The organism is Hymenobacter lucidus, from assembly GCF_020447265.1.
Lineage (GTDB): Bacteria > Bacteroidota > Bacteroidia > Cytophagales > Hymenobacteraceae > Hymenobacter > Hymenobacter lucidus.
In genome coordinates this window covers 1,189,390-1,202,471 of the sequence record NZ_JAJADR010000001.1, presented here as the reverse complement: position 1 = coordinate 1,202,471, position 13,082 = coordinate 1,189,390, and the positions used below count along the sequence as shown (strand labels likewise).

Genomic DNA, 13,082 nt, shown 5'->3' with positions numbered 1-13,082 from the left:
GTATGTAAATTTTACACCATATGTCTGCCAATATTTTATTTAATCAATTGAAATACTAAATTTGTTACAATCCAACACAGACGGTGCTGGACCTATTCTGTAGGATGATGAAACTGGCAGACATGCCCCCCTCTCTCGGGGGTGGTGATTTGGGAGAAACTGGTCCGGCGGCCGGCTAACTACACCGTGGAGGTTCGAACCCTTCTTCTACAGCTGATTTGTTGGATAATGTGAGGAGGGAAAAACTGGGACGTATCTGGGTGGGTGCGTCCTCATTCAAGAGGCTGCATCTGGGTGGGTGCAGCCTTTTCTGTGTTAACAGGCAGGCTGTTAGCAAAGCAGTCCGCTGGCACTGCATCCGTCGTCCAATCGGGTGCAAAGGAAACCAAAAAAACCTACAAGCCGAAAGCCCAGCCAGAAAAAGCCCCATAATAGCCGGTTTCGGCAAAATTGGACTTCTCTGGTTGGGCGGCCGGCTTTAGAATCCAGATGGTGGCTTTATTGGGGCCTTGGCTAGAATAAATCGAAGTGAGTTATAGGCTACCGGTCAATTCAAACGGCTAAAGTCAGGATTCAGCACTTGCAAATCCACCAACAGGCAGAGTCGCAACGTCGCCGATAAGTTGCAAGCGTTGTAGAACAAATAACCTACCGCTTGGCTACCGGCTGACTTTGCTGCCGGTGCTGGGCCAGACCTGCATCCAGAAACTGTAGGAACTTGGCCACATCCGACTCGTAAGCCACCGCCGGAGCCAGCAGCACGGGCTTCTCGATAGTGCTGGCCGGGTCGAGCAGCAGGTAGTAAGGCTGGGCGTTCATGTTGAAGCGGCTGATCTGGAAATCCAGATTCTGCTCACCCAAGGTCTTTTTCACCCGCTTGTCGCGCGGCGAGGTGTACCACTGGCTGGCCGGCAGCTCGGTTTTATCGTCGGCATAGAGGGCTACGAGCACGAAATCTTCCCGCAGGCGCTTGAGCACGCGCGGGTCGCTCCATACTGCGGCTTCCATTACGCGGCAGTTGCCGCAGTTGTGCCCCGTGAAATCAACGAAAACGGGCTTGTTCTGTTCACGGGCGCAGGCTAGCGCCTCTTGCAGCGTGAAGTAGCCGGAAAGGTTGTGTGGCAGCTCCAGCTCGTCGGCAAAGCGCGGGGTGCTGCACAGCGTAGTAGCCGAGGCCGTTGATTCAGCCGCGCCAGCGGAGCTGTTCAACCAAGCGAAGTCCTGACGGGTAGCGGGCGGGGCCAGCGCCGACAGGCCGTTGAGCGGAGCGCCAAACAGGCCGGGCACCATGTAGGCCATAAACGAAAAAGCCACGGCCGACAGCAGCAGGTGGGGCACGCTCACCTTGGTACTCTCGTTGTCGTGGGGCAGCCGGATTTTGCCCAGCAGATACATGCCCAGCAGGCCGGCCAGCACAACCCAGATGGCCAGGAACACCGGCCGCGGCAGCAGCCCCCAGTGGTAGGAAAGGTCGGCGGAGCTTAGGAACTTGAAGGCCATGGCCAGCTCCACGAAGCCTAGTACGGCTTTCAGCGTATTGAGCCAGCCGCCCGAGCGAGGCATCGACTTCAGCCAGGTCGGGAACAAGGCAAACAACACGAAGGGCAGGGCAAAGGCCGTGGAAAAAGCCAGCATGCCGAGCGTGGGGCGCAGCAGCTCGCCATTGGCCGCCGCAATAGCCACCGAGCCCACGATGGGCACCGTGCAGGAAAACGAGACGAGTACCAGCGTGGCTGCCATGAAGAACAGGCCCGACCAGCCACCCTTGTCGGCCTGCGCATCTACTTTATTGACCAGGCTGCTGGGGGCATTGATTTCGAACATGCCCAGAAACGACATGCCGAAAATCAGGAAGATGACGAAGGAAAGCAGGTTGGGTAGCCAGTGGGAGCTGATGACGTTGGCCGCGTCGGCCCCGAAAACCAGGCTGAGCACCACGCCTACGCCGGTATAGATGCTAATGATAGACAAGCCGTAGACCAGCGCCTTGCTGATGGCCTCGCCCCGGCTGCGGCTGTTGTTGGTGAAGTACGACACCGTCATGGGCAGCATCGGGTACACACAGGGCATGAGTACGGCTACCAAGCCCGCGCCGAAGGCCAACAGTAAGTATTTCCACAAGCTCAGGCCCGTGCCAGCCGGCGCGTTGGCAGGCGCTGCGGCCAGAATGCTGCTACTAGCCGCAGCTTCCGAGGCAGCTGGGGCCACGACACCAGCAGTGGCAGCTGTCGTGTTAGGAGCTACGGGAGTAACAGCGGCAACGGTGGCGGTATCGGGCGCAGCAGTGGTGGCGGCGGTAGCACTAATAGCGCCCGGGGCGGCCGGAGCTACGGCACCGGTAGCGGGTGTGGCAGCGGCCGGCGCGGCCTGGGCGGCGGTGCCCGTTACTTCAATGGGGCCGAAGCTCAGCGTTTCATTGCCGGGAATGCAGCGGCCGTCTACGTCGGTGCAGCTCTGGTACTCCACGTCGGCCTTGATGGTGAGCGGGCCGGGCTGCAATACCTTGATGCGCTGCCGGATCTGGCCGGTTTTCTCGAAGTAGGTCACGTCGCCCTTAAACACCTCGTCGAAGTGCTTTTGGGCACCTACCGACTTGGGCTTGCCCACCAGCGCGTAGGCCGGGCTTTTGGCGAAACTGAAGGTGAAAACCGTAGGCCCCAGGTCGGGGTCGAAGTCGGTGGCGTAGAGGTGCCAGGTATTATCGATGCGGGCATTGACGATGATGTCGAGCTCCTCCCCCACTTTGGCTGTGGGCTGACTAACGGCCGTGGCGAGCTTGGCCGGCGTGAGCACCTGAGCGGTGGCCGAGGCTACCAGCAAGAGCAGCAGCCATACCGACAGCACTATTTTTTTACTAAAAAGCATGAGGCAGAGTTAAAACAACGACAACGTTGAGGAATAAACAAAGTACGGCAGGAAGTGTCACAATCTTGCTACGAAGGCTGCTTACGGGCCATCGGCGGGCGGCTGCCCGGGCATTTTCGAGCCGCGTTTTCCGGCGGATTGCAACTGAGCCGGAACCGCTTGGACAGAATCTCGTACTTTTGTAGCATAAAGGGAGCCAGGCCGGTCGAGCCGTGCCCCGCATCTATGATCTTAAACATCCTATTTACCGTTCTGCTGGTATTGCTGAACGGCTTTTTTGTGGCAGCAGAGTTTGCCTTCGTTAAAGTCCGCATCTCGCAGATCGACATAAAGGCCCAGAGTGGTAACCGCCTGGCCAAGCTGGTGCAGAGCATGCTGCACGATCTGAACTTCTATTTATCGGCTACTCAGCTCGGCATCACCCTGGCTTCGCTGGCTTTGGGCTGGATCGGAGAAAGTGTGGTGGCAGAAGTAGTGCTGGCCATTATCCATCAGCTCGGCATCACCCTCTCCGACGCGGCTGTGCATCAGATTGCGCTGGCCACCTCGTTCACCCTCATTACCATCCTGCACATTGTACTGGGTGAGCAGGCACCCAAGGTGCTGGCCATTCAGAAGCCCGAAACTACGTCGATGGCTATTGCCATTCCGCTGCGGGCGTTTGCCTTTATCACCTTCCCCCTCATCTGGCTGCTCGACCGGCTTTCCAACATCGTAGCTGGCTTCTTTGGCGGCACGGCCACCCATGGCACCGAAGTGCACACGTCGGAGGAGTTGCGCATGCTGCTGGACCAAAGCAAGCAGAGCGGCGAAATTCAGGATTCGGAGCACGAGCTGATTGAAAACGTATTCGAGTTCAACGACCGGATGGTGAAGCAGATTATGGTGCCCCGCACCAAGCTCTCGGCCATCGACGTGAATACGGCCCAGGATGCCGTCTTGGAAATCGTGTACAACGAAGGCTATTCGCGCATTCCGGTGTTCGAGGACAATATCGACAACATCGTGGGCGTGCTCTACGTGAAGGATTTGCTGCAGATTATCCGCCGCAACGAGCCCATCGTGCTGTCCAAGATCATGCGACCAGCCTATTTCGTACCCGAAACCAAGAAAATCAACCGGCTGCTGCGCCAGTTCCAGCGCAAACACATGCACATGGCCATCGTCTCGGATGAGTTTGGCGGTGTGTCGGGCATTGTCACTATTGAGGACATTATGGAAGAGCTGGTAGGCGAAATCCAGGATGAGTACGACAACGAGGTGCCCGTGGTAGAGAAGATTTCGGAAACCGATTACCGCGTCAACACCTCCACCTCCATTTCCGACGCCAACGAGTACCTACCTTTCCCTTTGCCTGAAGGCGAAGACTACGAAACGGTAGGTGGCTTGCTCAATGTGATTTACGGCAACATTCCGGAAGTCGGCGACGTGGCCGTACTCGACAACTACGAGTTCCGGGTGATGAAACGCTCCCGCCGTGCCGTGGAGCTGGTGCAGCTGCGCGTAACGACCAGCGAAGAGCGCGAAACCACTGATGAAGCCCTGAATTTATAACCACGGCTTCAGCCATAAAAAAGGCCCGACTGCTGCGCAGCCGGGCCTTTTTTCTTTTACGGTTGGGATTATTCCGGCTTTAGCCAGCTGGCATACAGCATGTAGTTGTCGGCGGTGCGGCTGATGTTGGCGCGCTGTTCCTCTGTTACGGGCTTTATCTTTCGGGCCGGAATCCCAGCGTACAGGTAACCCGGCTCGCAGTGCGTATTCTCGAGCACCACGGCCCCGGCGGCAATAATGCAGCCCGCGCCCACCACGGCCTGGTCCATGATGATGGAGCCCATACCGATGAGCACATCGTCCTCGATGGTGCAACCGTGCACAATGGCCTTGTGGCCGATGCTGACCCGGGTGCCCACTGTGGTAGCGGCCTTCTGGTAGGTACAGTGCAGCACCGCCCCATCCTGAATGTTGGTTTTGGCCCCAATGCGGATACTGTTCACGTCGCCCCGAATAACGGCGTTGAACCACACGGTACAGTCGACACCCAGCACCACGTCGCCGATGATGGTGGCGTTATCGGCCACGAAGCAGTTGGCACCCAGCGTGGGTAGAACGCCTCGAACGGGCAGAATCAGAGCAGGCATACCGGTAAAATTGTGAAAGGCGAAGGTGTGAATTTACATCCTAAAATGAGCTTTGGCGCCTTCTACACAATTTCACTCTTCACAACTTCACCGCCTCACCTTGTGAGCATGCGCTTCCAGGTGCCTTTCTGCACGTTGTACTTGAGGGTACTGGGCAGGGCCTGCCAGAAGTATTTGTTGATTTCGACGGCGAAGCTGGGCTGCATGTAGCAGTTGATGGTGCAGCCCTCGCACTGTGGCAGGCGGCCTTCCAGGGCTATCATGCGGCCTACCTCGGGGGTGTGGTAAAGGTCGTAGAGCTGGCCCTGAATCGGAAATTTCTGTTCGCCCAAGTGGTAGCAAGGCACCACCAGCTCGTTGGAAGGCGAAATGACGAGCGTGGTGCTGGCCGCCTTGCAAATGGGGGCGGCCACGTGGTTGCCGCCATCCTTACGCAGTTGAATAAAGGCTTCGTTGAGGTATACACCACGCTTTTTACCGAAAGCCGACAGATAGTCCAGCTCGGCGGGTGTCAGTTGCTCGCCGGTTTCCACGGTGTTGTACTCAAAGGCAGGATTGATGATGAGCATCAGGCCGTTGGGTTGGGCAATATCCCGGTACACGGCCTCCAGGTCGTGCAGGTTTTCGCGGAACACGGTAAAGAGAATATCGGGCCGCTCCCCCAGCTCTTTGGCCACCCGAATGCTTTCGAGCACGAAGTCGTAGCAGGCCACGCCCCGGCCTTTGTCGTGTACTTCCTTTTCCGATGCATCCAGGGAAAAGTGCAGCATGTCGACCTTGCCGCGCAGCTTCTCCGCGTACTTCGGGTATAGCAGGCAATTGGTGGTCAGCGTCGTGATGAAGCCCATATCGTGTGCCAGGCCCACGAATTCGTGAATCTGGCGGTGCAGCAGTGGCTCCCCGCCGGTAAAATCGACTACGCTGACGCCCAGGCGCTTGAGGTCGCGCAGGTTCTGCTCCACATCGGCCAGCTGAATATACGGGGAAGGTTTCTCCCAGATATCACAGAACGAACAGCGCGCATTGCACCGGTACGTAACGTAATAATTGCAGAGCACCGGATGACGAACTAGACGCATAGTAAGGCTAAAGGTACGCAGTAGCAGGCAGGGCGTATCGAGGCAGGAAGATGTGGCTGGTAACAGCATGCAACTAATTCTGTTCGGCGCGGCTCTTCTCACCTTTACTCTTTACCGATGAAAGTCTTTACGCTATACCTATCTGTTGCTGCTCTTGCTACCGTTGGCCTCAGTGCCTGCGGCAAGGAAAATGTTGAGAAAAGCACTGATTTCGACCAAAGCGCCATTCTTTTCGGCTCCTTTTACGGTGAGTGTGCCGGCGAAGGATGCATTGACATCTATAAGCTCGACACGAAGGCCCAAACGCTGCAGGAAGACACCAGAGACACATACCCCAGTAGCGATGCACCCTACAACGGCACTTTTGTGGCCCGCAGCCAAGCCGAATACAATCTGGTGAAAGACCTGATCCAACAGATACCAGCCGGTTTGCTGCAAGAGCAAGGCTCTGTTATCGGCTCTCCGGACGCTGGCGACTGGGGTGGTTATTACGTGGAAGTAAACCAGGCTGGCAAGCGCCGCCACTGGCTAATTGACACCCAGAAGCGCAACCTGCCTGCTTATCTACACCCTTTTGCCGATACGTTGGAAGTGCGCCTCAACAAGCTGCGGTAAGAGCTAGTGCTGTAATTCCCCACGGGCTACGTCCCAGTGCTCGGGTGTGGCCGCCAGCGCCTCGGCCGTAGCCGGCCCGTAGTGCTCCAGATAGTAGTTGCAGAAGCCTTTGAGCGGACAGTTCGGGCAGTCGGGCTTGGTGAAAAAGCAGATGTGCTGCCCGTGCCAGTAGTTGTGCTTATGAAAGTTGAGCAGCACCAGCGCATCCTTCGGCAGCTGGCCCAGCAGTAGCTGGTGCGCCTTTTCCACCGACACTTTAGGTCCAATCATGCCCACGCGCTGCGCTACCCGGTGGACGTGGGTATCGACGGGCAGCACCGGTTTCTGGTAGTTGAAGAGCAGCACCAGCGAAGCCGTTTTCAGGCCGATACCGGGCATATCCGTCAGCCATTCCAGGCCTTTCTCCACGGGCCAGTCGGCTAGAAAGTCCAGCGTGAAGCTACCATGCTCGGCCTTGATGCGGCGCAAGATCTCCTGAATACGCGGAGCCTGGGTATCGGGCCAACGAGTGGTTCGGATGGCGTGGGCCAGCTCGGCCGTGGGCGCGGCCAGCACGCCCTCCCAATCCCCGAAAGCCTCCAGCATCCGGTCGTAAGCCAGTTCCTCGTCACGGTGGGTGGTGCGGTGCGAGAGCAGGGTGCTGATCAACTCACGCATGGGCGTGCGGCGGGGCGCAGGGTCCAGCGGACCGAAGAACTCGTTGAGGATAACGTGATTTTGCCAGGTCTTGTCGGCGGGTGGCAGCGAATAGGCATCGGTCATGCCTGCTTGTACCGCCCCAACGGATTCCGGGTTGCAGGAGTACGTTGTATTACGGCCGACTTATTTGGCAAAAGGCACAAAAAAAGGCGGCACCCGAGGGTACCGCCTTTCTACTTGTATCAGCTTGATGCTTAGATAGTGCCTTTCTCAGCAGCTTTCTTCAGCTTCTCGTTGGCGAAGATGGCAACCTCCACGCGGCGGTTAGCAATCCGACCAGCTTCGGTCGAGTTGTCGGCAATGGGCTGCTTCGAGCCGTAGCCCGATACGGTGAAGCGCGAAGCATCTACACCCTGCTGCTGTGCGTAGTTGGCCACGGCCTGGGCCCGGCGCTGCGACAGTGGGTCGTTGATGGCGTCCGAACCGCTGGTATCGGTGTGGCCTTCCACGATGACGTTGGTGTCGTTGTACTTGATGAGGGTTTTAGCCAGCTCAGCAATGTTATCCTGGGCCGTCGAGGTCAGGGCAGCCGAGTTCTTGGCAAACAGCAGACCTGAGTCGAAGGTAATTTTGATGCCTTCACCCACACGTTCTACGCGGGCACCAGCCATTTCCTTTTTCAGCTCAGCAGCCTGCTTATCCATCCGACGGCCAATGAGAGCACCGGCACCGCCACCTACTACGGCCCCAATGATAGCGCCTTTAGCAGTACCCGATTTGCCACCGATTACGCGGCCCAATACGGCACCGCCGGCAGCCCCACCCAAGCCACCAATTACAGCGCCTTTAGCCGTTTTGCTCCAGGGCTTCTTTTCCGTGGTGGTCGTGGTCTGAGCCTGGGCGTAGTTGGTGCCCAGCAGCAGCACTGCCATCATAGCTGCGATATACGAATGAAGAGTTTTCATTGGGTTAGGGGTTTGTGTTTTCGTTGGGATGTAAAGATGCAGAGGTTTTTTATTTTCAGGCTCTCTGCTGCACTTTTTTGTGCCGTAGCCGACCGTCTGTGTTAAGTACTTTTGCAACCACCTTGCCAAATTTTAGCATACAGCTTTAAATTTAACAAAACCCGCTTCAAGTGCCTGCAAACAGGCTTTTTACGGATTAAATATTTTTCAAAAAACGTTGCAACAGCTCCTTTTATTGCTTGTACCAGCAGCCATTACTCGTTTATTTGTCGCGCAAAAATCGTATTATTTACCTGTTTTTTCCTGTGTTAGCTTCATCCTAATTTCAAGTATATTCCAGGACTTTATTCATCCAAGGTATCGATTGTAAATAGACTTTCGGCAGCTTTATAATTATAGCATCCTTTTGTGAAAAGGCACAAAAAAAGGTCGCACCAACTGGCGCGACCTTTTTCTGTATTGCAAGGTGATTAAAGCGTGCCGTTTTCAGCAGCTTTCTTCATCTTTTCGTTGGCGAAGATGGCAATTTCCACGCGGCGGTTAGCTTGCTTGCCTTCAGCCGTAGTGTTATCAGCCACGGGCTGCGACGAGCCATAACCTTTGGTGGTGATGCGAGCAGCGTCCACACCCTGGGTGGTGGTGTAGTTGGCTACGGCCTGGGCCCGGCGCTCCGACAGGGGCTGGTTGATGGCATCCGAACCGGAGTTGTCGGTGTGGCCTTCCACAATTACGTTGGTGTCGGGGTACTTCTTCAGCACCTCAGCCATTTTCTGAATTTCGGTTTGCGAAGCAGCCCGCAGGTCAGACTTGTTGGTGTCGAAAAGGATACCGGCATCGAAGGTGATTTTGATACCTTCGCCTACGCGCTCTACGCGGGCATTTTTCATGTCGCGCTGCAGCTCTTCAGCCTGCTTGTCCATTTTGCGGCCAATCAGGGCACCACCCGTGCCACCCACGGCGGCTCCGATGATAGCGCCGGCAGCCGTACCCGACTTGCCCCCGATTACGCGGCCCAGTACGGCGCCAGCAGCGGCACCGGCACCGGCACCAATCAGGCCGCCTTTGGCCGTTTTGCTCATGCCGGTTTTACGGGCGCCGGTACCGTTGTTGGTCGAAAGATCAGGCTGGCTGGCCGGCTGCGACGAGGCGCAGGAGCCCAGGAACATGGTCAGAGCCATGAACATTGCCAGAAGTGATTTGGAAGATTTCATCAGTGAAAAATTGGTGGAAAGAAAAAAGAGAGCGGGTTTGCTTGCCATTCCGGAGGTGCATACTTGAGTTTCCGGCAAAATGTTCGCCAAATATAGACCGTAACCTATACGCAGCTGAAGCAGAAGCGGAAAATTTCGCCGGCCCCAAAAGGAAAGCCCATCCGACGCATCAGTTATGCGCCGGATGGGCTTTTTCCAAAAAGCTTGCCGAAAATTTACCCGTTTTTAACGCAGCGTTGCGGCCCGCTGAGTAGCAGGCACTTCCGCTGGGCGCAGCATGGTAATCAGGTCGGCGAGGCGCTGCTTGAGGGCCTTGCGGTCCACGATGAAGTCGAGAAAGCCATGTTCCAGTACAAATTCCGAGCTCTGGAAATCCTTGGGCAGATCCTTACCAATGGTTTCCTTGATAACGCGCGGGCCGGCAAAGCCGATCAGGGCGCCGGGCTCGGCAATATTGAAGTCGCCGAGCATGGCGAAAGAAGCCGTGACGCCGCCCGTGGTAGGGTCCGTCAGCATGGAAATGTAGGGAATACCGGCTTCGGAAAGCAGCGCGAGCTTGGCCGAGGTTTTGGCCATCTGCATCAGCGAGTAGCCAGCTTCCATCATGCGCGCCCCGCCCGACTTAGAAATCATCAGGAACGGAATGCGGTGCTGGCGGGCGTAGTCGATGGCGCGGGCAATCTTCTCGCCTACCACCGAGCCCATTGAGCCGCCGATGAATTTGAAATCCATGCAGGCTACCACTAGGTCGAGGCCGTTGAGTTGGCCGTGGGCGGTGCGCACGGCGTCTTTCAGGCCACTGCTTTTCTGGGTGGCGGCCAGGCGCTGCGGATACGCTTTGGTATCGACGAAACGCAGCGGGTCGCCGGAGGTCAGGGTTTCGTCCAGCTCCACGAACTGGTTGTTGTCGAACAGGATTTCGAAGTACTCGGCCGAGTCGATCCGGTCGTGGTGGTTACACTTGGCGCAGGTATACAGCAGCCGCTTATGCTCGGCCATGGAGGCCACCGTTTTGCACTCGGGGCACTTATACCACAGGCCGTCGGGCGTCTCCTTCTTCTGCTCCGTCGGGGTGACGATGCCTTTCTCTACGCGCTTAAACCAAGACATTGCGGAAGTCATTCTGATTAGTGGGAAGCTGCAAGGTACGCTTCGCAGAGGCCAACAGCCACTGCGGGGGCTACTTTGAGCAAATGTGTGGGCTACAAAGGTAAGCCAGCCACCGGATACATTGCTATGCCCGCGGCGGCTGGCGCAGAAGGCTTTTACGCAAGCGTAACGGATTGGTCGAGGTAGACGTCCTGAATTGCATTGAGCAGCTGCACGCCTTCGGCAAAAGGCCGCTGGAAAGCTTTGCGGCCCGAAATGAGGCCCTGCCCACCGGCCCGCTTGTTGATGATGGCCGTGCGTACGGCGTCGGCCTGGTCGGAAGCGCCCTTGCTTTCCCCGCCCGAGTTGATGAGGCCAATGCGGCCCATGTAGCAGTTGGCCACTTGGTAGCGGGTCAGATCAATCGGATTGTCGGACGAGAGGCTGTCGTACATGGCCGGGAAGGTTTTGCCGAACTTCAGGGCCGAAAAGCCCCCGTTGTTTTCGGGCAGCTTCTGCTTGATGATGTCGGCCCCGATGGTAACACCCAGGTGGTTGGCCTGCCCGGTAAGGTCGGCGGCCATATGGTAATCTTTGTCGGCGGTTTTGAAGGCGTTGTTGCGGGTGTAGCACCACAGCACCGTGGCCATTCCCAGCTCGTGGGCCCGCTCGAAGGCCTGGCTGACCTCGATAATCTGGCGGTTGGATTCCTCGGAGCCAAAGTAGATGGTAGCGCCCACGGCAGCGGCGCCCAGGTTCCAAGCTTCTTCCACCGAGCCGAACAGAATCTGGTCGTACTTATTGGGATAAGTCAGCAGCTCGTTGTGGTTGATTTTGACCAGGAAGGGAATCTTGTGGGCGTAGCGCCGGGCCACCGTGCCGAAGGTACCAAACGTGGTAGCCACCGCGTTGCAGCCGCCTTCCAGAGCCAATTTGATGATATTTTCGGGGTCGAAGTACATCGGGTTGGGTCCGAACGAGGAGCCGGCCGTGTGCTCGATACCCTGGTCGACGGGCAGAATGCTCATATAGCCGGTGCCGGCCAGGCGGCCGTGGTTGTAGAGCTGGCCCAGGCTGCGCAACACCTGCGGCGGACGGCTGCTGGGCACGAAGCAGCGGTCCAGAAAGTCGGGGCCGGGGGCGTGGAGCAGCTCGCGGCTAATGGTTTTGCATTCGTGCTGGAGCAGCGCCTCGGTTTCGGCGCTCAGGTTGGAAAGAGTGGCCATGCGGGGTGTTTGGGGAAGAGAGGAAGCACTTAAACGTAAGCAAATATAGGTTGAAAATACAACCACGCCGGGCCGCTGGCTGGCAGATTCGGCCCAGCCTCGCTACCTTGCTCCGGGGATATGGCCTCGGCGTTAATCGAGGCTCCCCATCGTGCTTATTCAAGAAATACCTGCGTGAAAAAATCTTCTTCCCTTCTGGTAGCCCTGGCCTTGGTGGCCAGTACGGCGTTGCCGGGCTGCGTGGCTTCCAAAAAATACGACGACCTGCGGGCCCGCCAAACGGCCACCGAGCAGGGCAAGGCCGAGGCCGAGCGGCAGCAGCGCCAGGCCGTGGCCGAGCTGAAAAAGACCACCGACGAGCTAGCTGAAATGCGCCTGAGCAACAAACGCCTCGTGGACGACTCGACCCAGACCGGCAACGCCCTGCGCCGTACCCGCTCCTTGTATACCCAGCTCACCGACAGCTACGACAAGCTGCTTAAAAACAGCGACCGGGCCATGGCCGACAAATCGGCCGACTACAACAAGGTAGCCAAGGACCTGGCCCGCCGCGAGGCCGAGTTGGGCGAGCTGGACACCAACCTGCGCCGCAGCAAAACCGATATCGACAAGCTGAACGCCGACCTGAAAGTGCGCGAAGCCAAGCTGGCCGAACTCACCCAGGCCCTGGCCGACAAAGACAAGGCCGTGAATGACCTGCGGGCCAGCGTGGCCAATGCCCTGCGCGGCTTCCAGGGCACCGATTTGCAGGTGAAGATGAAGGACGGCAAAGTATACGTGTCGCTGTCGGAGCAGCTGCTGTTCAAAACCGGCTCGACCAAAGTGGACCCTAAGGGCCAGGAGGCGCTGAAGCAGCTGGCCGCCGTGCTCAAAACCCAGCCCGACGTAAACGTGGTGGTGGAAGGCCATACCGACAACGTAGCCTTCAGCCGCCCCACCGCCGCCATGCAGGACAACTGGGATTTGAGCGTGCTGCGGGCCACCGAAATTGCCCGCCTCATCACGGCCGGTGGCGTGGAGCCCCAGCGCATTACGGCTTCGGGCCGCAGCCAGTACATTCCGGTGGCCGCCAACGATTCGCCGGGCAACAAGGCCCTGAACCGCCGCACCGAAATCATTCTCACGCCCAAGCTCAACGAGTTGCTCAAGATTCTGGATTCGAATTCGACTACTTCCACTCCCGGCAAATAAGCCGCCGCTTTTCGTCCGTAGCGCACTACTCTTAGTACTTGTGATAGGGCAGCTTTCGGGC

11 protein-coding genes are annotated in these 13,082 nt (G+C 57.5%); 3 read left to right on the top strand and 8 right to left on the bottom strand.

Annotated features, from left to right (window positions below; genetic code table 11):
- Positions 1 to 648: 648 nt before the first annotated feature.
- A complete protein-coding gene (locus tag LGH74_RS05125; protein ID WP_226172965.1) occupies positions 649 to 2,865 on the bottom strand; it encodes a protein-disulfide reductase DsbD family protein in 2,217 nt (738 codons plus the stop codon).
- Between the two features lie 225 nt (positions 2,866 to 3,090).
- Here LGH74_RS05125 and LGH74_RS05120 point away from each other — a divergent pair, with 225 nt between their 5' ends.
- Entirely contained in the window at positions 3,091 to 4,419 is a 1,329-nt protein-coding gene (locus LGH74_RS05120) for a hemolysin family protein (protein WP_226172963.1), read from the top strand.
- A gap of 68 nt (positions 4,420 to 4,487) precedes the next feature.
- Here LGH74_RS05120 and LGH74_RS05115 read toward each other — a convergent pair whose 3' ends face one another.
- Both LGH74_RS05115 and LGH74_RS05110 read right to left on the bottom strand, forming a co-directional pair.
- Positions 4,488 to 5,006 (bottom strand): gamma carbonic anhydrase family protein, encoded by a 519-nt coding sequence (locus tag LGH74_RS05115; RefSeq protein ID WP_226172959.1) that lies wholly within the window; start codon positions 5,004 to 5,006, stop codon positions 4,488 to 4,490.
- A 95-nt stretch (positions 5,007 to 5,101) separates the two neighbouring features.
- The gene (locus LGH74_RS05110) at positions 5,102 to 6,085 is read right to left on the bottom strand and encodes a radical SAM protein (protein WP_226172955.1); all 984 of its coding nucleotides are present in this window, start codon (positions 6,083 to 6,085) and stop codon (positions 5,102 to 5,104) included.
- Positions 6,086 to 6,202: 117 nt separating this feature from the next.
- Between LGH74_RS05110 and LGH74_RS05105 the strand changes: the two genes are divergently transcribed.
- Complete coding sequence (locus tag LGH74_RS05105) at positions 6,203 to 6,700, top strand: hypothetical protein (protein WP_226172952.1); 498 nt, start codon at positions 6,203 to 6,205, stop codon at positions 6,698 to 6,700.
- Between the two features lie 3 nt (positions 6,701 to 6,703).
- Here the strand turns inward: LGH74_RS05105 and LGH74_RS05100 are convergent, their stop codons facing one another.
- The 5 genes from LGH74_RS05100 to LGH74_RS05080 all read right to left on the bottom strand — a co-directional run bounded on the left by LGH74_RS05100 (position 6,704) and on the right by LGH74_RS05080 (position 11,830).
- Positions 6,704 to 7,462: an endonuclease III domain-containing protein gene (locus tag LGH74_RS05100; protein WP_226172949.1), complete on the bottom strand. Its 759-nt coding sequence runs from the start codon at positions 7,460 to 7,462 to the stop codon at positions 6,704 to 6,706.
- Between the two features lie 131 nt (positions 7,463 to 7,593).
- A complete protein-coding gene (locus LGH74_RS05095; protein WP_226172947.1) occupies positions 7,594 to 8,304 on the bottom strand; it encodes a YiaD family glycine zipper/OmpA-like lipoprotein in 711 nt (236 codons plus the stop codon).
- A gap of 470 nt (positions 8,305 to 8,774) precedes the next feature.
- Entirely contained in the window at positions 8,775 to 9,515 is a 741-nt protein-coding gene (locus tag LGH74_RS05090; RefSeq protein WP_226172944.1) for a YiaD family glycine zipper/OmpA-like lipoprotein, read from the bottom strand.
- A 225-nt stretch (positions 9,516 to 9,740) separates the two neighbouring features.
- The gene (accD, locus tag LGH74_RS05085) at positions 9,741 to 10,625 is read right to left on the bottom strand and encodes an acetyl-CoA carboxylase, carboxyltransferase subunit beta (RefSeq protein ID WP_226173758.1); all 885 of its coding nucleotides are present in this window, start codon (positions 10,623 to 10,625) and stop codon (positions 9,741 to 9,743) included.
- Positions 10,626 to 10,780: 155 nt separating this feature from the next.
- Positions 10,781 to 11,830, bottom strand: coding sequence for a class I fructose-bisphosphate aldolase (locus tag LGH74_RS05080; RefSeq protein ID WP_226172942.1), 1,050 nt, complete (start codon positions 11,828 to 11,830; stop codon positions 10,781 to 10,783).
- Positions 11,831 to 12,004: 174 nt separating this feature from the next.
- Between LGH74_RS05080 and LGH74_RS05075 the strand changes: the two genes are divergently transcribed.
- Entirely contained in the window at positions 12,005 to 13,021 is a 1,017-nt protein-coding gene (locus LGH74_RS05075) for an OmpA family protein (protein WP_226172940.1), read from the top strand.
- Positions 13,022 to 13,082 lie beyond the last annotated feature (61 nt).

Excerpts from the sequence above, each read along its gene's own strand:
- LGH74_RS05100 (WP_226172949.1), bottom strand. The coding sequence starts at position 7,462 with ATGACCGATGCCTATTCGCTGCCACCCGCCGACAAGACCTGGCAAAAT.
- LGH74_RS05120 (WP_226172963.1), top strand. The coding sequence starts at position 3,091 with ATGATCTTAAACATCCTATTTACCGTTCTGCTGGTATTGCTGAACGGC.
- LGH74_RS05090 (WP_226172944.1), bottom strand. The coding sequence starts at position 9,515 with ATGAAATCTTCCAAATCACTTCTGGCAATGTTCATGGCTCTGACCATG.
- LGH74_RS05125 (WP_226172965.1), bottom strand. The coding sequence starts at position 2,865 with ATGCTTTTTAGTAAAAAAATAGTGCTGTCGGTATGGCTGCTGCTCTTG.
- LGH74_RS05115 (WP_226172959.1), bottom strand. The coding sequence starts at position 5,006 with ATGCCTGCTCTGATTCTGCCCGTTCGAGGCGTTCTACCCACGCTGGGT.
- LGH74_RS05110 (WP_226172955.1), bottom strand. The coding sequence starts at position 6,085 with ATGCGTCTAGTTCGTCATCCGGTGCTCTGCAATTATTACGTTACGTAC.
- LGH74_RS05105 (WP_226172952.1), top strand. The coding sequence starts at position 6,203 with ATGAAAGTCTTTACGCTATACCTATCTGTTGCTGCTCTTGCTACCGTT.
- LGH74_RS05080 (WP_226172942.1), bottom strand. The coding sequence starts at position 11,830 with ATGGCCACTCTTTCCAACCTGAGCGCCGAAACCGAGGCGCTGCTCCAG.
- LGH74_RS05095 (WP_226172947.1), bottom strand. The coding sequence starts at position 8,304 with ATGAAAACTCTTCATTCGTATATCGCAGCTATGATGGCAGTGCTGCTG.
- accD (WP_226173758.1), bottom strand. The coding sequence starts at position 10,625 with ATGTCTTGGTTTAAGCGCGTAGAGAAAGGCATCGTCACCCCGACGGAG.